The sequence below is a fragment of the Streptomyces sp. NPDC058663 genome (genome assembly GCF_042716745.1).
GTDB lineage: Bacteria > Actinomycetota > Actinomycetes > Streptomycetales > Streptomycetaceae > Streptomyces.
Genome location: NZ_JBHXRV010000068.1, coordinates 1 through 18,770 on the forward strand (window position 1 = coordinate 1; position 18,770 = coordinate 18,770).

The window sequence follows — 18,770 nt, forward strand, 5'->3', positions numbered from 1 at the left end:
TTGGGCGGCGGGGCCGCCCCAATTACCCCGCCCCCTTGGGCGGCGGGGCCGCCCCCCGGGGGCGGGACGGGCGGGCAAGGGGGCGGCCCCCGGCGGAGCCGCACCCCTGGGCCCGGCCCCGCCCAGCCAAAGCCCCGCCCCACCCCGGCCCGGCCCGCCCGGACCGGCCCGGCCCGGCCCCGCCCGGGGGCAGCCGACCCAGCCCGACACCGGCCCCGGCCCCCGCCGGCCCCGGCTCGGCCCAACCCCCTACACCCCACCCCCCTCATCCATCCCCGCCAACACCAACCCCAGCCGCGAAACCCCCGCCCCCGTCACCCTCACCGGCACCCCCCAATCCTGCTGATGCACATGGCACGCCGGATACTCGTTCGCCGGATCGTCGTCGCACGAAGCCGCCATCGCCGACACGTGCAGCACCCCCTCCGTGACCCCCTCACCCAGCACCAGATCGCGTCCGAGCTCGGTCCCCGTCCCCTCGCCCCCGGCCAGCAGCTCCGGCGGCGTCGCCGAGACCAGCAGCCGCGTCGAGGGCCCGTACCGCGTGTCCAGCTTCTGGCCGGCCGGCGCCTGGAAGACCACGTCCAGCCGCAGCTCGCCCGGCGCGACCTCGGTGGCCGCCCGTTGCGTACGGTGCGCGACGGCCTCCACCCGTACCGCCTCCTCGGGCAGCCGCAGCCGGGTCAGCCGGTGCCGGGCGGACTCGACGACGACGACGTCCTCCCCCACCAGCACGGCGCCGCTCGGCTCGCGCAAGTCCGTTGCCAGGGTGGTGACCTGACCGGTCGCCGGCTCGTACCTGCGCAGCGCGTGGTTGTAGGTGTCACTGATCGCGACCGAGCCGTCCGGCAGCGCGGTGACCCCCAGCGGATGCTGGAGCAGGGCCTGACCGGCGTCGCCGTCCCGGTGGCCGAAGTCGAAGAGGCCGGTGCCGACGGCGGTGTGCACCACGTCGTCGGTGTCCACCCAGCGCACGGCGGACGATTCCGAGTCGGCCACCCACAGCCGGTCCCCGGCTGCCGCGAGCCCGGACGGCTGGGCAAACCAGGCCTGATCTGCGGGGCCGTCCACCAGGCCCTCGTTGGTGGTGCCCGCGGCGACCCGGACGGTGCCGGCCTCCGGGTCGTACGCCCACAGCTGGTGCACCCCGGCCATCGCGATCCACACCTCGCCGCGCCACCACGCCACGTCCCACGGCGAGGAGAGCGACACCTCCAGGGCCGGTCCCGAGGTGGGTTCGCCCTGCCACCACTGCCTGCCCGTACCGGCCAGGACGGCGACCTCGCCGGTGGCCGGGTCGTACGACTTGAGCTGGTGGTTGACGGTGTCGGCGACGACGACCCGGCCGTCGGGGAGGAGGACGAGGCCCTGGGGCTCGTTGAAGGAGCCTTCGACGCGGCGCAGCACCGTCTCGCCGTCGGCGGCGAGTTCCACGAGCTGGTCACGGGTGGTGTCGGAGACCAGGAGGCTGCCGGGGCCGCCGTCCTCGCCGGGCAGGACGATCGCCTTGCCCGGGAAGCGGAGGTCGGTGGCGACCGGCTCGGGCTCGACGTACGGGCCTTCGCCGCGGTGCAGCGTCCCCTTGGCCTCGTGCTCGGCCTCCAGCTCGGTCACCAGCCGCTCGATGGCATGGGCGTGCCCCTCACCGGCGTGCTGGGCGACGACGTACCCCTCGGGGTCGATGACGACCAGCGTCGGCCAGGCACGCACCGCGTACTGCTTCCAGGTGGCCAGCTCCGGGTCGTCGAGCACCGGGTGGTGCACCTGGTAGCGCTCGACGGCGTCGACGACGGCCTGGTGCTCGGCCTCGTGCACGAACTTCGGCGAGTGCACGCCGACGATCACCGTGGTGTCACTGTGCCGCTGCTCCAGCTCCCGCAGCTCGTCGAGGACGTGCAGGCAGTTGATGCAGCAGAAGGTCCAGAAATCCAGGATCAGGATGCGGCCCCGGAAGTCGGCGAGGGTCAGCTCCTTGCCACCGGTGTTCAGCCAGCCGCCCTTGCCGACCAGCTCGGGCGCGCGCACCCGGGCTCGGCGGGGTGCGGACGTCGGCGCGGGAGCGGGGTCGGAAGCGGGGGCCGGATCGGGGTTCGCGGCATCAGCGGCAGTCATGGCACCAAGGGTGCCACCGCTTTCGGGGCATTGCGTCACCAGCTCATGAAACCTGGCGCCAGGGGAAAAACCGCAGGCCAGAGGCGTTTGGGCGAGACCAGGGAAGCACCCTGGCGCCACGTGACACCACATTGAGCCACCCATCCGCTTGTCATGGCACCACAGTGATGCCATGATGGCGTCATGGACCTCACGCCGTACGTTGACACTCTCCGCCGCGAACTGGCGGTGGCCGCCGAAGCAGGCGGGGACGAAGCCCGGGCGCTGGCCGAGCGGCTCACCGCTCCGCTGGAGTCGGCGACCCGCCTCACCCTGCTGAACGCACTCTCCGCCGCCATGGACGAGATCACCAGGGAGCTGGCTCCTGGCTCCGTGGACGTACGGCTGCGGGGGCTCGACCCGGACTTCGTGGTGACGCTGCCCTCCGGTCACGGCACTTTCGACCAGCCGGGCGCGGGCGCCGCTCCGGCGGCAGCCGCCCCGGCCGCTGCCGCCGCGGCACCCGTCGACGAGGGGGACGGCGGCGCCACCGCACGCATCAATCTGCGCCTGCCCGCCCATCTCAAGGCACGGGCCGAGGAAGCGGCGGGGCACGAGGGCCTGTCGGTCAACACCTGGCTCGTACGCGCCGTGACGGCGGCCGTCGACGCGGGAGCGGGCGCACCCGCCCGGGTCGGCGAACGCGCCATGACCAGCGGCCAGAGCTTCACCGGCTGGGCGCGCTGAGGGCCTGACCTGCCGGCGCCTTCGGGCGCACGGCCGGCCCACCACGGCGCGTACGCACCACACGCCACACGCCACGCGCCGCGTACGCACCACACGTCACACGCCACACGCCACGCGCCGCGTACGCACCACACGTCAGACACCACGTACGCACCACACGCCACGCACCACACAACGGGGAGACACCCCGACGACCCAAGAGGACGGGACAGCCATGCCTTCTTTCGACACTCCCGAACCGATCTCGGCCACCTTCCGCGTCGAGGCCGGGTCCATCAGGCTCATCGCGGCGGGCCGCACCGACACGGTCGTCGAGGTGACTCCCCGCAACGCGAAGAAGGACGCCGACGTACGGGCCGCCGAGCAGACCCGGGTCACGTACTCGGGCGGCACCCTCACCGTCACGTCCCCCAAGTCGAACCTCCTGGGGCTCGGGCGCACCGGAATCGTCGACGTCGTCGTCGAGCTTCCCGCGGGTTCACGGGCCGAGATGAACGGGGCCTGGACCGAGGTGCGCGGCGAAGGCCGGCTCGGCGAGGTGCGGGTGAAGACCTCGTCGGGCGATGTGCACCTGGACGTGACGGGGCCGCTGCACCTGACCGCCTCCCACGGCAACGTCACCGTGGACCACGTCCAGGGCGCCGCCACGGTCACCACCAGCTCGGGCAGCCTGCGCGTCGGATCCGTCGACGGGACCGCGGTGCTGAAGAACTCGCACGGTTCCACGACGGTCGGCACCGTCACCGGGGAACTGCGGGTGAACGGCGCGAACGGCGACATCCTCGTGGAGCGCGCCGAGGGTTCCGTCACCGCCGCGACCGCGCACGGGACGCTGCGGGTCGTCGAGGTGGCCCGCGGCAAGGTCCAGCTGGAGACGTCGTACGGCGGGATCGAGGTCGGTGTCCGCGCGGGGACCGCCGCGTGGCTGGACGTCAGCTCCGAACGGGGGCTGGTGCACAACGCGATGACCGCGTCGGAGGGGCCGGAGCCGGAGTCGGCCGGCGACACGGTCGAGGTCCGGGCACGTACGCGCTGGGGAAACATCGAAGTCCGCCGCACCCGCTCGTAGGCCCCCTGCCCCTCACGATCCCTGGGGAGGGGCCCCCTCCCCAGGGATGTCATGACCATGACTATTTCACGCCCGCCCCTGCCGCTCCACGGGCACGGCGGCATCCCCTCCGTACCCCTCAAGTCCTCCTGTCCCTCGGCAACTCCGTACCGGAAAGGTCACCCTCGTGAGTACCTCGACCCCCACGCACACCCCCCTGGCCATCAGCGCCACCGCGCTCCGGAAGTCGTACGGCGACAAGGTCGTGCTCGACGGCGTGGACCTCCGCATCCCCGGGGGCACGATCTTCGCCCTGCTCGGCCCGAACGGCGCCGGCAAGACCACCACCGTCCAGATCCTCTCCACCCTGATCGCCGCGGGCGCCGGCTCCGGCGAGACCCGGGTCGCCGGCCACGTCCTCGGCCGTGACGACGAGGCGATCCGCTCCTCGATCGGGGTCACCGGACAGTTCTCCGCCGTCGACAACCTCCTCACCGGTGAGGAGAACCTCCTCATGATGGCGAAGCTGCACCACCTCAGCCGGCGCGAGGGCAGGCGCCGCACCGCCGACCTCCTGGCGAAGTTCGACCTGGTGGAGGCCTCGCGGAAGAGCGCCGCCACCTACTCCGGCGGCATGCGGCGACGGCTCGACCTGGCGATGACCCTGGTCGGCGACCCGCGCGTGATCTTCCTCGACGAGCCCACCACCGGCCTCGACCCGCGCAGCCGCCGCACCGTCTGGGAGCTCATACGGGAACTGGTCGCCGACGGCATCACGATCTTCCTCACCACCCAGTACCTGGAGGAGGCGGACCAGCTCGCCGACCGCATCGCCGTCCTCGACGGCGGCCGGATCGTCGCCGAGGGCACCGCCGAGGAACTCAAGCGGCAGATCCCCGGCGGGCACATCCGCCTCCGCTTCCACGAGGCACACCAACTCGCCTTCGCGGCACAGCAGCTGAGCCCGGCCACCACCGACACCGAGGCACTCACGCTCGACATCCCGAGCGACGGCAGCATCCCCGCCCTGCGCATGGTCCTGGACCGGCTCGACGGCGCCGCGATCGAAGCGGCGGCCCTCACCGTCCACACCCCCGACCTCGACGACGTCTTCCTCACCCTGACCGGCAACGGAAACGGCGCCGCCACCGCCACCGCTGGCACAGGCACCGGCACAGGCACCGACGCCGCCACCACGAGCAGTAGCAACAACAGCCGCACCCACACCCCCGCCCCCGCCTCCGCCCCCCGTAAGGAGACCGTGCGATGAGCGCCGCCCTCACCACCGCCCCCGCCACGTCCACCAAGTCGTACGCCCTGCGCGACTCGCTCACGATGCTGGGCCGCAACCTCAAACGCGCCAAGCGCTACCCCTCGATGACCGTCACGGTCGTGGCGATGCCGATCCTGATGCTGCTGCTCTTCGTGTTCGTCTTCGGCGGCGCGCTGGGCACCGGTATCGGCGGCGGCGAGTACATCGACTACGTCGCCCCCGGCATCCTGCTGATGGCCATCGCCTCCGGCTCGCTCTCCACGGCCATCTCCGTGTCGATGGACATGACCGAGGGCATCATCAACCGCTTCCGCACGATGGCGATCTCGCGGGCCTCCGTCCTCACGGGCCATGTCGTCGGCGGTGTCATCCAGACGATGGCGAGCCTGGTCCTGGTACTCGGAGTGGCCCTGCTGTGCGGCTTCCGGCCGAACGCCAACGTCCTGGAATGGGCCGCCGCCCTCGGCATCCTCGCGCTGCTCGCCTTCGCCCTCACCTGGATCGCGGCGGCCATGGGACTGTCCAGCAAGAGCGTGGAGACCGCCAGCAACGCGCCGATGCCGATCACCTTCCTGCCCTTCCTCGGCAGTGCGATCGTCACCACGGACTCGATGCCGGCCGGCGTGCGCTGGTTCGCCGAGTACCAGCCCTTCACCCCGCTGACGGAGACCCTGCGCGGCCTCCTGATGGGTACCCTCATCGGCAACAACGGCTGGATCGCGCTCGCCTGGGGCGTCGGCCTCTCGCTGGTCGGCTACCTGTGGGCCCGCGCCGTCTTCAACCGCCCCGTGAAGTAACCCCGTCGAGCGGCAACCGGCCGGCCCCCGCCCTTGGCGCGGGAGCCGGCCCGCTGCTGTTCGTACGGAGGTCGGCCCGTAGCCGTTGGTACGGGAGCCGACCTGCGGCTGTTCATACGGGGCCGGCCCGTAGCCGTCAGTGCGGGCCGACCGGTCGCCGTCCTCACGCCGGCCCCGTTAATTCCCTTGTCGCCGCACGCCCGCTCTGCAAGGGTTCCGCTCGGCCCCGCCGCGCCGTCAGGCGTAGGCGCACCGGCCGCCCCGCCCCCTCCACCAGGAGTTCTACGTGCCCGAAGCCCCCCAGGACCTGACCACGGACCGCCTCCTGCTGCACACCTGGACACCCGCCGAGATCGAGGCGGTACGGGAGGGCCGGCGGCTCGCGCACTGGGCTGAGGACTTCCCCGGCGAGGGCGACAAGGTACTGGCCGGACTCTTCGCCGCGAACCCCGACTGGTTCGGCCCGTACGGCCACCGGCAGATGATCGAGCGCGAGAGCGGCGAAGTGGTCGGTGCCATCGGACTGTTCTGGCCGCCCCAGGAGGGTGCCGTCGAGTTCGGGTACGGAGTCGCCCCGTCGCGCTGGAAGCGCGGGTACGCCACGGAGGCCGCGCGGGCCCTGGTCGCCCACGCGCTGGCCGCACCCGGTGTGCACACCGTCTGCGCCAAGGCCTCGCTCGACAACCCCGCGTCCATCCGCGTGCTGGAGAAGACCGGACTCGTGCCCTGGCCCGGCGAGGACCTCGACCCCGGCCTGACCCGTTTCCGCACCCCGACCGACTGACCCGCCAGCCGTGCCGGAACCGCAGCCACCGCGCGCCGAGCCCGAGGTCACCCCACCGCGCGCCGGACCGGAGCTCCAGCCGCCGCACGCCGAGCCCGCACTCCAGCCGCTGCGCGCCGGTCACGCGCCCGCCCTCCTCGCCTTCGAGCGGGAGAACCGGGCCTACTTCGCCGCTTCCGTACCCGACCGGGGCGACGCGTACTTCGCTGAGTTCGGCGACCGGCACGCCGCGCTGCTCGCGGAGCAGGCGGCCGGTGCGATCGCCTTCCACGTCCTGGTCGCCGAGGACGGTGAGGTGCTGGGCCGGTTCAACCTCGTCGACCTCGCCGACGGGGCCGCCGAGCTCGGCTACCGGCTCGCCGAGAAGGCCACCGGGCGCGGCCTCGCCACCCGCACCGTGCGAGAACTGACCGCACTGGCCGCCGAGCGCTACGGCATCCGCACCCTCCGCGCCGCCACCACCCTCGACAACGCCGCCTCCCGGGCGGTGCTCGCCCGCACCGGCTTCGTACCGACCGGCACGGCGGACTTCGACGGGCGGCCGGGGCTCACCTACGTACGCCACGCCCCCGAAGAGGGTGCACGCCCGCATTGCCACGACAGCCAGGACGGGCCCGGAGCGTGACATCGCGGCGCGTACGGGTATCCGTCATGGCATGAAATTTCTCGTACGCGACAAGCTGTTCGCGATCGGCGACGACTACTGGATCGAGGACGAGCAGGGGCGGCACGCCTTCCTCGTCGACGGCAAGGCGCTGCGGCTGCGGGACACCCTGGAGATCAAGGACCCCGGCGGGCGGGTGCTGATCACGCTCAAGGAGAAGATGCTCAGCCTGCGCGACTCCATGACCATCGAGCGCGACGGCCAGACCCTCGCGAGCGTGCGCAAGAAGCGGCTGTCGCTGATTCGCAACCACTACCGCGTCACCCTCAACGAGGGCACCGAACTCGACGTCAGCGGCCGGGTGCTGGACCGGGAGTTCGCCGTGGAGTACGACGGCGAACTCCTGGCGCACATCTCGCGCAAGTGGTTCCGGATGAGGGACACGTACGCCGTCGACGTCGTACGCGAGGACACCGACGCGGCCCTGCTCATCGCGGTGGCGGTGTGCGTGATCCGGATGGCGGAGAAGGAGAGGGACGAGGACTGACGGCCGTCGGACGGGCGGCCAGACGGGCTGACGGGCCGTCGGACGAGCGGCCAGACGGGCTGACGGGCGGTCGGACGGATTGGTCTACGGACCACTGACCGACTGCCGGGCCGACGCGCCGCCGGGGCCCCCGCTACGGCCGGTGCGGCTCTGCCAGTCCCAGCAGGCGGTCCTTCAGTACCGGGAACTGCTCCCGGGTGGCCCCGGGCCTCGCCGGATCCAGCTCCACGGTCAGGACCTCCTCGTCCGCACCCGCCTCGCCGAGCACCTCGCCCCACGGGTCGACCACCACGCTGTATCCGGCCTGCTCGACCCCCGCGTGCGTACCCGCCGTGCCGCAGGCCAGCACGTACGCCTGGTTCTCCACCGCCCGCGCACGCGCCAGCAGGGACCAGTGCGCGCGGCGCCGCGCCGGCCAGCCCGCCGGAACCACGAAGGCAGTCGCCCCCGCGTCGAGAAGACCCCGGAACAACTCGGGGAAGCGCAGGTCGTAGCAGGTGGCCAGACCGAGCCGCAGACCGTCGGCGGGCACCGTGACCAGCTCCTGCCCGGCGCCCATCAGCACGGCCTCGCCCTTGTCGAAGCCGAAGCGGTGGATCTTCCGGTACGCGGCGGCCAGTTCGCCGTCCGGCGAGAAGACGAGCGAAGTGTTGAACAGCGGGCCCTCGGGGTCCCGCTCCACGAAGGAACCGGCGTGCAGCCAGACTTCGGCGTCCCGGGCGGCCTTCGACATCACCTCGTACGTCGGGCCCTCCAGCGGTTCCGCCTCGCCGGCGAAGCCGTCGTACCCCCAGGCACCGGTCGGCCAGAGCTCGGGCAGCACCACCAGGTCGCTGTCCCGCTGCGCCCTCACGAGCGACGCCACCCGCTCCCGGCGGGCAGGGGCCGTTTCCGCGTCATTTACATCGATCTGGAGGAGAGAGGCGCGCACACTACCACCGTCCTGGCATTCAAGCCGTCAACACGGGCCTACGATCGTCACACGAAAGCACTGCCGGGGTGCCTTCGAGCAGCGTAACTTAGCGTGCGAGACCGCTACCCGGCATGCACCGCCCGCACACCGCAGACCGCCCGCATCCGCACCGCACCACCGCCCGTACCCGCCGGCCGTACCACCGCACGCACCGCAACTCCCGCGCCGCCGCCACTGAACCGCCCGAGGGGTCCCGTGACCGTCCATCCCGCCCTGCAGACCTACGCCGACGCCTGGACCCACTCGATCGAGGCGATATCCGAGCTGGTGAAGCCGCTCGTCGAAGGCGAGTGGAACCGCCGTACGCCGTGCCCCGGCTGGTCGGTGCGCGACCTCGTCTCCCATGTCATAGGCATGGAGTGCGAGATGCTGGGCGACCCCCGCCCGATCCACACGCTGCCGAGCGACCTCTTCCACATCAGGTCCGACCTGGCCCGTTACATAGAGGTCCAGGTCGACGTAAGGCGTCACCACACGGCACCGGAGATGACCTCGGAGCTGGAGTACACGGTCATCCGCCGCTCCCGGCAGCTGCGGAACGAGAACCGCTCCCCCGACGCCCTGATCCGCTCCCCCCTCGGCGGGCAGCAGCAGACCCTCGAACTCGCCATGCGGCTCCGGGCCTTCGACGTCTGGGTGCACGAGCAGGACCTGCGCAACACCTTCCACCAGCCGGGCAACCTGGACTCCCCGGGCGCCTACGTCGCACGCGACCTGCTGCTGAGCTCCCTGCCCAAGGTCGTCGCCAGGGAAGCGGGCGCGCCCCCGAACTCCGCGGTCGTCTTCGACGTGCACGGCCCCGTGGAGTTCCTGCGCACCGTCCGCGTCGACGAGCAGGGCCGGGGCAGCATCGACGGCACTCCCTCGCTCGGCCCGCTCGTCACCATCGCGCTCGACTGGGAGACCTTCTACCGGCTGGCCTGCGGCCGGGTCCGGCACGGTGCGGTCGCCGACCGGATCAAGGTCGAGGGCGACCAGGAGCTGGCCGAGGCGATCCTGCGGAACTTCGCGGTGACGCCGTAGCCCGGGGGGAGTTCCCACAGGAGCGCCGACCTGTTCCGGCTCCGTAGCCCGAGGGGCTCGCGGGCCCGCTCAGGCCCGTCGGTCCGAGAGGCCTGCAGGGCTCGTTCCCACCCGGGCCGCCCGTCCCTGCCCGGGTCGTCCGTACCTGCCTAGACCGGTACGTGCACGGCCTCCACGCGGCTTGCCACCAGGTGCTCCCGCTCCCTGCGTGCCGTCCGCGTCCGCAGCCGCAGGATCTGGGCCAGACCCACCGCCTCCAGCACGAACACCGAGGCGAACGCGATCCGGTAGTTGTCGCCGGTGGCGTCCAGCAGCACGCCCACCGCGAGCAGGGTGGTCATGGAGGCGACGAAGCCGCCCATGTTCACGATCCCGGACGCCGTGCCCTGCCGCTCCGGCGGATTGGCCGGCCTGGCGAAGTCGAAGCCGATCATCGACGCGGGCCCGCACGCCCCGAGCACCACGCACAGCGTGACCAGCAGCCACCCGGGCACCTGCGCCCCCGGATAGCCGATCACCGCCCCCCACAGCACCGCGGTCGCCGCGACCGTGCCCAGCGCCAGGGGCACCCGTGCCTCGTGGTGCCGCGCGATGACCTGCCCGTACACCAGCCCGATGACCATGTTGGACAGCACGACCAGAGTCAGCAGCTCACCGGCCGCCGCCCGCGACATCCCCTGTGCCTCGACGAGGAACGGCATGCCCCACAGCAGCAGGAACACCATCGCCGGGAACTGCGTCGTGAAGTGCACCCACATCCCCAGCCGGGTCCCCGGTTCCCGCCAGGCCGCCGCGATCTGCTTCCGCACGAAGGCGGGCCCCGCACGCGGCGCGGGCGGCGGTTCGTGCCCCTCGGGGTGGTCCTTCAACAGCACCAGCGTCAGTACGAGGACCAGCACGCCGGCCGCCGCACTGCCCAGGAACGTGGCCGTCCATCCCACCCCGTGCAGCGCCCGCGCGATCACCAGGGTCGAGACGAGGTTGCCGGCCATCCCGAACAGGGCCGCGACCTGCGCGATCATCGGCCCCCGCCGGGCCGGGAACCACCGGGTGCCCAGCCGCAGCACGCTGATGAACGTCATCGCGTCGCCGCAGCCGAGCAGGGCCCGCGAGACCAGCGCCGTTTCGTAACTCGGCGACAGCGCGAAGCCCACCTGGCCCAGCGTGAACAGCACCGCGCCCATGGCCAGCACCTTCTTGGTGCCCAGCCGGTCCACCAGCAGGCCGACGGGTATCTGCATGCCCGCGTACACCAGCAGCTGGAGGATGGAGAAGGCCGAAAGGGCGGACGCGTTGACCTGGAAACGGTCGGCGGCGTCCAGTCCCGCGACCCCCAGGCTCGTGCGGAAGGTGACGGCGACGAAGTAGACGGCGACGCCGACGCCCCACACGGCCATGGCCCGCCGCCCGCCGATGGGGTCTCCCCCCGCTCCTTCAGAGCTGGGGGAAGGATCCCCGTGCAGCCGCCTTCCGGACGGCCCGCTCACCGGTCGTCACCCCGGACCAGCACCTTGACCCGGCTGACGTGGCGCCGTACACAGGCGGCCGCCGCGTCGGCGTCCCCGGCCCTGAGGGCGTCCAGCATCTCGGCGTGCTCGGTGATGTTGAGCGCGATGCGGTCCGGGTGCGCCTCCATCACGGCGACGCCCATCCGCAGCTGCCGGTCGCGCATCTGGTCGTAGAGCCGGGAGAGGATCTGGTTTCCGGCGTTGCGCACGATCTCGGCGTGGAAGCAGCGGTCGGTGACGGCGACCTCGGCGAGGTCCCCGGCGAGCGCGAGCCGCTGCTGCTCGGCGAGCAGACCCTCCAGCCGGGCAATCAGGTGCGGCGACGCCGGGACGGCCTTGCGCACCGCGAACTCCTCCACGAGGAGCCGGGTCTCCACCACGTCCGCGATCTCCTGCGCGGAGACCGCCAGCACCAGGGCGCCCTTCTTCGGGTAGAGCTTGATCAGCCCTTCGACCTCCAGACGCAGCAGGGCTTCGCGGACCGGGGTGCGCGACACCCCCACGGCCTCGGCGAGATGGCCCTCGGTGAGCAGCGTCCCGCCCTCGTAACTGCGGTCGAGGACGCCCCTCTTGATGTGGTCGTAGACACGTTCGGCGGCTGGCGGTGCGGCAGGCATGCGCACAGCTTAGATACAACAGAGGTGCAAGTTAAAGACACGTCCGCATGCCGGAACGGGGGGACGAGGCCCCGTCCGCATGCCGGACCGGGAACGGAGCAGGGCCTCGCGGCTGGCGCTTGCCGGACCGGGAACGGAGCAGGGCCCCGCGGCCGGCGCTCTCGGTGAGCGCCGGCCACGGGGCCCTCGGTGTGCGGCTGCCGCTATGCCCAGGTGATCAGGCGCTTGGGGTGCTCCAGGATCGCGGCCGTGTCGGCCAGCACCTTGGAGCCGAGCTCGCCGTCGACCAGGCGGTGGTCGAAGGAGAGCGCCAGCGTGGTGACCTGGCGGGCCTTGACCTTGCCCTTGTGCACCCAGGGCTGGAGCTTGATCGCCCCGACCGCGAGGATCGCGGCCTCGCCCGGGTTGAGGATCGGCGTACCGGTGTCGACGCCGAAGACGCCGACGTTGGTGATGGTCACCGTGCCGTTCTGCATGGCGGCCGGGGACGTCTTGCCCTCACGGGCGGTGGTCACCAGCTCGCCGAGCGCGGCCGCCAGTTCGGGCAGGGTCTTGGCGTGCGCGTCCTTGATGTTCGGGACGAGCAGGCCGCGCGGGGTGGCGGCGGCAATGCCCAGGTTCACGTACTCCTTCTGCACGATCTCCTGGTTCGCCTCGTCCCAGGCCGCGTTGACGGCCGGGTTGCGCTTGATGGCGACGAGGAGTGCCTTGGCGATGAGCAGGAGCGGGTTGACCCGCAGCCCCGCCATCTCCTTGTCGTTCTTGAGCTCCGCGACCAGCTTCATGGTGCGGGTGACGTCGATCGTGATGAACTCGGTCACGTGCGGGGCAGTGAACGCGCTGTGCACCATCGCCGCCGCGGTCGCCTTGCGCACGCCCTTGACCGGGATGCGCGTCTCGCGTGCGCCACCGTCCCGGGAGAGGGACCCAGCAGCCGCGGCCGTTTCGCCTGCGGTGCCTTCCCCACGGGCGGCCCCCGGGCTCTCGGCCCCTCCGCCCGTCACCGGCGTCACCGTTTCACGTGAAACATCGGCGGCCGGGGTGGCTGCCGCGTGCACGTCCTCGCGGGTGACGACGCCGCCGGGACCGGTCGGCGTGACCGTCGCCAGGTCGATGCCGAGGTCCTTGGCGAGCTTGCGGACCGGGGGCTTGGCAAGCGGGCGGGTCCGGTCCTCGGTGGCCGGCGGGGCGGCCTGGGCGGGCTGCGGGGCGGCCTGGGCGGCGAGGGAGGTGCCGTTCAGCTCGGCCTGCACGGAGGCGGCGTACGCGGCCTTCTCGGGCGCCCCCTGGTCCGCCTTGCGGGCGCGGCGCTTGGTGGACGCCTCCGAGACGCCGTACCCGACCAGAACCGGCTGGCGGCCCTTGGGTGCGTCGTCCTCCTCCTCCGGCTCCACGGCGGGAGCAGGAGCGGGCACGGCAGCGGGCTCCTGCGGGGCGGCGGTGCCCGGCGCCACGTCGATGGTGATGATCGACGTGCCGACGTCGACCGTGACGCCCTCCTCGAAGCGCAGCTCGTGCACCACGCCGTCGTACGGGATGGGCAGTTCGACGGCCGCCTTGGCGGTCTCGACCTCGCACACGACCTGGCCGTCGGTGACGGTGTCACCGGGCTGGACGTACCACTTGAGGATCTCGGCCTCGGTGAGGCCCTCGCCCACGTCGGGCAGCTTGAACTCGCGGTAGCGAGCAGCGGTGTCAGTAGTAGTCATGTGGTCGGCCCCTTAGTACGCGAGCGAGCGGTCGACGGCGTCGAGTACCCGGTCCAGGCCCGGCAGATACTCCTCTTCCAGGCGCGCCGGCGGGTACGGGGCGTGGTAGCCGCCGACCCTGAGGACCGGGGCCTCCAGGTGGTAGAAGCACCGCTCGGTGATCCGGGCGGCGATCTCCGCGCCTGCTCCGTAGAAGACCGGCGCCTCGTGCACGACGACCAGGCGGCGGGTCTTCTCGACCGAGGTCTGGATGGTGTCGAAGTCGATCGGTGACATCGAGCGCAGGTCCACGACCTCGACCGACTTGCCCTCCTCGGCGGCCGCCGCGGCCGCCTCCACGCACACCTTGACCATCGGGCCGTACGCCACCAGCGTCAGGTCGGTGCCCTCACGGGCCACCTGGGCCCGGTGCAGGGGCGCGGGGATCGCTTCGAAGTCGACCTCGCCCTTGTCCCAGTAGCGCCGCTTCGGCTCGAAGAAGATCACCGGGTCGTCGCCCTGGATGGCCTGCTGCATCATCCAGTACGCGTCGGAGGCGTTGGACGGCGAGACGACCTTGAGGCCGGCCACATGGGCGAAGAGCGCCTCGGGCGACTCGCTGTGGTGCTCGACCGCGCCGATGCCGCCGCCGTACGGAATGCGGATGACGACCGGCAGCTTGATCTTGCCGAGCGAGCGGGCGTGCATCTTCGCGAGCTGCGTGACGATCTGGTCGTACGCCGGGAACACGAAGCCGTCGAACTGGATCTCCACGACCGGCCGGTAGCCGCGCAGGGCCATGCCGATCGCGGTGCCGACGATGCCGGACTCGGCGAGCGGGGTGTCGATGACCCGGCCCTCTCCGAAGTCCTTGAAGAGACCGTCGGTGACCCGGAAGACACCGCCGAGCTTGCCGACGTCCTCGCCCATGATCAGGACCTTGGGGTCGGTCTCCAGGGCCTTGCGCAGGGACTCGTTGATCGCCTTGGCGATCGGGAGCTTCTTGACTGCCATGGCTTACTTGCCCTCCTCGGCGAACGACGCCTGGTAGGCGGCGAACTGGGCACGCTCCTCGTCGACGAGCGCGTGCCCGTCCGCGTAGACGTTCTCGAAGATCGCCATGGTGTCCGGGTCGGGCATCGAGCGCACCGCCTCGCGGACCCGCTTGCCGAGGGTCTCGCTCTCGGCCTCAAGCTCCTCGAAGAAGGCCGCGTCGGCCAGGCCCTGCTTCTCCAGGTAGGTGCGGACGCGCAGGATCGGGTCCTTCGCCTCCCACGCCTCCCGCTCCTCGTCCGCCCGGTACTTGGTCGGGTCGTCGGAAGTGGTGTGCGCGCCCATCCGGTAGGTGAACGCCTCGACCAGGGTGGGTCCCTCACCGCGGCGGGCCCGCTCCAGGGCGGACCTGGTGACGGCGAGGCAGGCCAGCACGTCGTTGCCGTCGACGCGTACGCCCGGGAAGCCGAAGCCCTGGGCGCGCTGGTAGAGCGGCACCCGCATCTGCTTCTCGGTGGGCTCGGAGATCGCCCACTGGTTGTTCTGGCAGAAGAACACCACCGGGGCGTTGTAGACCGCGGAGAAGGTGAACGATTCGGCGACGTCGCCCTGCGAGGAGGCGCCGTCCCCGAAGTACGCGATCACGGCGGAGTCCGCGCCGTCCTTGGCGACGCCCATGGCGTAGCCGGTGGCGTGCAGGGTCTGCGAGCCGATGACGATCGTGTACAGGTGGAAGTTGTTGCTGTTGGGGTCCCAGCCACCGTGGTTGACGCCACGGAACATGCCCAGCAGGTTCGTCGGGTCGACCCCGCGGCACCAGGCCACACCGTGCTCGCGGTACGTCGGGAAGACGTAGTCGTCGTCGCGCAGCGCACGGCCGGAGCCGATCTGCGCGGCCTCCTGGCCGAGCAGCGAGGCCCACAGGCCCAGTTCGCCCTGACGCTGGAGCGAGGTCGCCTCGGCGTCGAAGCGGCGGGTGAGGACCATGTCCCGGTACAGCCCGCGCAGCTCGTCGGCGGACAGGTCGATCTCGTAGTCCGGGTGCGTCACCCGCTCGCCCTCGGGCGTCAGCAGCTGAACCAGCTGCGGCTCGTCGGGCTTCTGCGGCGAGGCCTTCTTGGTGCCGGCGCGCTTGGCGGCCGCTCCAGATGCTCCGCTGCTGCGTCGCGGTTTACGCGCGGCAGTGCTCTCCACGGTCACGTGCGTGCTCCTCCGTCGGTCCGGCCCCCGGGGTCTGCCGGGAGACCAGTGCGGCTCGCCCTGTGCCCGTACCCGCGCACGGGGTGGGTGCGGCTCGGCCGGGACAGGGCGTGACAGGTGCCCCGGCGAGCGCCCTGTCAAAAGCACGTTACCCAGTGCTTCGCATAACTGCGAAACCCCATTTGACCTGCGATTTTGCTTGGATTTCCAAGTAAATCGAGGAATGCGGGAACAATCACTGGTCAGAGCCTTGCGGGCCGCCGGGACAGGGGCACGTTATCCCGGCCACCTCGGGCACGGGAAGAGTTCATGTGTGAGGATGGCGCCGTGCGCGAATCAGGCAAAATTACCGTTTTCCTTGTCGATGACCACGAAGTCGTCAGGCGGGGCGTCCATGAATTGCTCTCCGTCGAGGAGGACATCGAGGTCGTCGGAGAAGCGGGCACAGCGGCAGATGCCCTGGTCAGGATCCCTGCGACCCGTCCCGACGTCGCCGTTCTCGACGTCCGGCTGCCCGATGGCAGCGGTGTGGAGGTCTGCCGCGAAGTCCGTTCACAGAACGAGGACATCAAATGCCTGATGCTGACTTCTTTCGCGGACGACGAAGCCCTTTTCGACGCGATCATGGCCGGTGCGTCCGGCTATGTCCTCAAGGCGATCCGCGGCAGTGAGCTGCTGTCGGCGGTACGGGACGTCGCGGCGGGCAAATCCCTCCTGGACCCGGTGGCCACCGCCCGCGTCCTGGAGCGGCTGCGGGCCGGCAACAGCGCCAAGGGCGACCAGCGCCTGGCCAACCTCACCGACCAGGAGCGGAAGATCCTCGACCTGATCGGCGAGGGCCTGACCAACCGGGTGATCGGCGAGAGGCTGCACCTCGCCGAGAAGACGATCAAGAACTACGTCTCCAGCCTGCTCTCCAAGCTGGGCATGGAGCGCCGCTCGCAGGCCGCCGCCTATGTGGCCCGGATGCAGGCCGAGCAGCGCCGCTGAAGCAGTCCCCGGACCCGGCCTCCAGGGGACCGGGACGGGTCTCCAGGGGGCCGGGACGGGTCTCCAGGGGGCCTGGGGGGCCGCGCGCGTGGGCCCCCGGCCGACCGCACGGCGGGCCTGCGGTGGTCACCCGTAGGACCCGGCAGCGGTGGGGCCCGAGTCCGTCCCCCGTGGGCCCCGGGCCCGGCAGCCGGCCCGCCGCGAGCCCCTGATCAGGCAGTTCGCAACGCTTCTCGGGACCTAGGTCTCTTTTGCCGTGGCCGCCCCATGGCGCAGGGTGGACCCATGCCCCACTCCGACAGCGCCCGCGCCATCAAGCTGCTGACCTCCATGCCCTACGGCAGGATCGCCACCAGCATGCGCGCGCTGCCCTTCCTGGCCGTGGCCCGCCACGTCATCGCCGACGACGGCGCGCTCCTGCTCCGGATGCACGCCGGATACGGCTATCACCAGGCCTGCAACGGCAGCGTGGTCGCGTACGAGACCGACAACTTCAACTCCGCGGACGCCGCCCTGTGGTCCGTCCAGGCCACCGGCGAGGCCCGCGTCATCGAGCCGACCGCGGCCGAGTCGGCGCTCTTCGGGCCCGGCCCCGCCGAGGTCGAGGGCGAGCCGTTCGAACCGGTCCACATGCGGATCGACCCGCAGTTCTTCCTGGTCCACACCCTGAGCGGCTCCCGGGAGCGACAGCTCCAGCACACTGTGTAATCCATTGCCGCCCCCGTGATCTAACATCTGCCGGGTGCCGCGCTCATCTGTACTCCCCCCCGCACCGGCCCCCGCGGCCCCGCCGGAGCGGCCCCCCGCGCCGGCCGGACCCGCCCCGGGCGCCGTGTGCGCCCCGCCCGACCCCACTCCCGCCTTACCGCCCCTGGGGCAGCTGCTGCGCCGGTACGCGGACCTGGGCGAGCCGGTGTCCTGCGAGCGGGTCGCCCAGGGACTGTTGAACCACGGCTTCCGGCTGGCCACCACGCGGGGCGACTTCTTCCTCAAGCACCATCTCGACGGCGACCCGGACGCCATCGCCCGCCAGCACCGCGCCACCCAGCGCCTCAAGGACCTGGGCGTGCCCGTCGCCCCGCCGGTCGAGGACGCGGACGGGGACACCGTCGCCGTCATCGGGGGCCGCTGCTACGCCGTGCACCCCTGGGTCGACGGCCGGCACCGGGACGGCGCCCAGCTCACCGGGGCCGAGTCGCTGCGGCTCGGCGCGCTCCTGGGAGTCGTGCACACCCGGCTCGACCAGGTCATGGAGTCCGCCGCCGGACTCGACGGCGGGCACGACAGCGCGGATCCGCACGACAGCTTCGAGACGATCGAGGAACTGCTGCGGCTGGCCCGCCGGCGCCGCCCCCGGGACTCCTTCGACGAACTGGCCGAACACCGCCTGCTGGAGCGCCGCACGCTGCTGGAACGGCACGCGCACCGCAGGCCCGCACCGGGTGCGGAACCGACCGCCGGCTGGGTGCACGGCGACTTCCACCCGCTGAACCTGCTCTACCGGGGGGCCGAGCCCGCCGCCATCGTCGACTGGGACCGCCTCGCCGTGCAGCCCCGCGCCGAGGAGGCGGTACGTGCGGCCGCCATCTTCTTCGTCCGGCCCGACGGCGAACTGGAGCTGGACAAGGCACGCGCGTACGCACGCGCGTACCGGCGCTCCGCCGGGGCGGGAGAGGCCGAGCTGGCCGCGGCGGTGCACCGGGTGTGGTGGGAGCGGCTGAACGACTTCTGGATACTGCGCTGGCGCTACCAGCTGCACGACCGAAGGGCCGACCCGCAGTTTCCTGCGGTGTCGGCCCTGGCGGTCTGGTGGACCAAGGAGTACGAAGCGGTGCTGGACGCCTTCGCGGGGTGAGCGGCGGGCTGCCGGCCTGGTCGCCGCCGCGG

General features: G+C 71.8%; 18 protein-coding genes. 11 read left to right on the plus strand and 7 right to left on the minus strand.

Annotated elements, in window-relative coordinates; genetic code table 11:
• Window positions 1-249: 249 nt before the first annotated feature.
• Window positions 250-2,112 (minus strand): NHL domain-containing thioredoxin family protein, encoded by a 1,863-nt coding sequence (locus ACFWVV_RS34260; protein ID WP_384354918.1) that lies wholly within the window; start codon window positions 2,110-2,112, stop codon window positions 250-252.
• Window positions 2,113-2,295: 183 nt separating this feature from the next.
• Between ACFWVV_RS34260 and ACFWVV_RS34265 the strand changes: the two genes are divergently transcribed.
• The 7 genes from ACFWVV_RS34265 to ACFWVV_RS34295 all read left to right on the plus strand — a co-directional run bounded on the left by ACFWVV_RS34265 (window position 2,296) and on the right by ACFWVV_RS34295 (window position 7,891).
• On the plus strand, window positions 2,296-2,838 hold the full coding sequence (locus tag ACFWVV_RS34265) for a toxin-antitoxin system HicB family antitoxin (RefSeq protein WP_384354916.1): 543 nt from the start codon (window positions 2,296-2,298) through the stop codon (window positions 2,836-2,838).
• Window positions 2,839-3,052: 214 nt separating this feature from the next.
• Entirely contained in the window at window positions 3,053-3,907 is an 855-nt protein-coding gene (locus tag ACFWVV_RS34270; RefSeq protein ID WP_384354914.1) for a DUF4097 domain-containing protein, read from the plus strand.
• Window positions 3,908-4,073: 166 nt separating this feature from the next.
• A complete protein-coding gene (locus ACFWVV_RS34275) occupies window positions 4,074-5,156 on the plus strand; it encodes an ATP-binding cassette domain-containing protein (RefSeq protein ID WP_384354912.1) in 1,083 nt (360 codons plus the stop codon).
• Window positions 5,153-5,956, plus strand: a complete 804-nt coding sequence (locus tag ACFWVV_RS34280; protein ID WP_384354910.1) for an ABC transporter permease — start codon at window positions 5,153-5,155, stop codon at window positions 5,954-5,956. Before ACFWVV_RS34275 ends, ACFWVV_RS34280 begins: the two co-directional genes overlap by 4 nt.
• A 286-nt stretch (window positions 5,957-6,242) precedes the next feature.
• Window positions 6,243-6,740: a GNAT family N-acetyltransferase gene (locus ACFWVV_RS34285; protein WP_384354908.1), complete on the plus strand. Its 498-nt coding sequence runs from the start codon at window positions 6,243-6,245 to the stop codon at window positions 6,738-6,740.
• A gap of 109 nt (window positions 6,741-6,849) precedes the next feature.
• The gene (locus tag ACFWVV_RS34290) at window positions 6,850-7,365 is read left to right on the plus strand and encodes a GNAT family N-acetyltransferase (RefSeq protein WP_384355021.1); all 516 of its coding nucleotides are present in this window, start codon (window positions 6,850-6,852) and stop codon (window positions 7,363-7,365) included.
• A 31-nt stretch (window positions 7,366-7,396) separates the two neighbouring features.
• Window positions 7,397-7,891: an LURP-one-related/scramblase family protein gene (locus tag ACFWVV_RS34295; RefSeq protein WP_384354906.1), complete on the plus strand. Its 495-nt coding sequence runs from the start codon at window positions 7,397-7,399 to the stop codon at window positions 7,889-7,891.
• 133 nt (window positions 7,892-8,024) lie between these two features.
• Here the strand turns inward: ACFWVV_RS34295 and ACFWVV_RS34300 are convergent, their stop codons facing one another.
• Complete coding sequence (locus tag ACFWVV_RS34300; RefSeq protein ID WP_384354904.1) at window positions 8,025-8,822, minus strand: carbon-nitrogen family hydrolase; 798 nt, start codon at window positions 8,820-8,822, stop codon at window positions 8,025-8,027.
• Between the two features lie 237 nt (window positions 8,823-9,059).
• On the opposite strand from ACFWVV_RS34300, the gene ACFWVV_RS34305 reads away from it, so the two are divergent.
• Window positions 9,060-9,887, plus strand: coding sequence for a maleylpyruvate isomerase family mycothiol-dependent enzyme (locus tag ACFWVV_RS34305; RefSeq protein ID WP_384354902.1), 828 nt, complete (start codon window positions 9,060-9,062; stop codon window positions 9,885-9,887).
• 149 nt (window positions 9,888-10,036) lie between these two features.
• Here the strand turns inward: ACFWVV_RS34305 and ACFWVV_RS34310 are convergent, their stop codons facing one another.
• The 5 genes from ACFWVV_RS34310 to pdhA all read right to left on the minus strand — a co-directional run bounded on the left by ACFWVV_RS34310 (window position 10,037) and on the right by pdhA (window position 15,893).
• Window positions 10,037-11,284, minus strand: coding sequence for a nitrate/nitrite transporter (locus ACFWVV_RS34310; protein ID WP_384354900.1), 1,248 nt, complete (start codon window positions 11,282-11,284; stop codon window positions 10,037-10,039).
• An 86-nt stretch (window positions 11,285-11,370) separates the two neighbouring features.
• Window positions 11,371-12,012: a GntR family transcriptional regulator gene (locus tag ACFWVV_RS34315; protein ID WP_384354898.1), complete on the minus strand. Its 642-nt coding sequence runs from the start codon at window positions 12,010-12,012 to the stop codon at window positions 11,371-11,373.
• A gap of 203 nt (window positions 12,013-12,215) precedes the next feature.
• Window positions 12,216-13,721 carry a dihydrolipoamide acetyltransferase family protein gene (locus ACFWVV_RS34320; protein ID WP_384354896.1) on the minus strand — a complete coding sequence of 502 codons (1,506 nt, stop codon included), beginning with the start codon at window positions 13,719-13,721 and terminating at the stop codon, window positions 12,216-12,218.
• Between the two features lie 12 nt (window positions 13,722-13,733).
• Window positions 13,734-14,714 carry an alpha-ketoacid dehydrogenase subunit beta gene (locus ACFWVV_RS34325; protein ID WP_384354894.1) on the minus strand — a complete coding sequence of 327 codons (981 nt, stop codon included), beginning with the start codon at window positions 14,712-14,714 and terminating at the stop codon, window positions 13,734-13,736.
• 3 nt (window positions 14,715-14,717) lie between these two features.
• Complete coding sequence (gene pdhA, locus ACFWVV_RS34330; RefSeq protein WP_384354892.1) at window positions 14,718-15,893, minus strand: pyruvate dehydrogenase (acetyl-transferring) E1 component subunit alpha; 1,176 nt, start codon at window positions 15,891-15,893, stop codon at window positions 14,718-14,720.
• A gap of 327 nt (window positions 15,894-16,220) precedes the next feature.
• On the opposite strand from pdhA, the gene ACFWVV_RS34335 reads away from it, so the two are divergent.
• The 3 genes from ACFWVV_RS34335 to ACFWVV_RS34345 all read left to right on the plus strand — a co-directional run bounded on the left by ACFWVV_RS34335 (window position 16,221) and on the right by ACFWVV_RS34345 (window position 18,738).
• Entirely contained in the window at window positions 16,221-16,883 is a 663-nt protein-coding gene (locus tag ACFWVV_RS34335; RefSeq protein WP_384354890.1) for a response regulator, read from the plus strand.
• Between the two features lie 285 nt (window positions 16,884-17,168).
• Window positions 17,169-17,591 carry a pyridoxamine 5'-phosphate oxidase family protein gene (locus ACFWVV_RS34340; RefSeq protein WP_384354888.1) on the plus strand — a complete coding sequence of 141 codons (423 nt, stop codon included), beginning with the start codon at window positions 17,169-17,171 and terminating at the stop codon, window positions 17,589-17,591.
• 124 nt (window positions 17,592-17,715) lie between these two features.
• A complete protein-coding gene (locus ACFWVV_RS34345) occupies window positions 17,716-18,738 on the plus strand; it encodes a phosphotransferase (RefSeq protein WP_384355019.1) in 1,023 nt (340 codons plus the stop codon).
• Window positions 18,739-18,770: the final 32 nt, after the last annotated feature.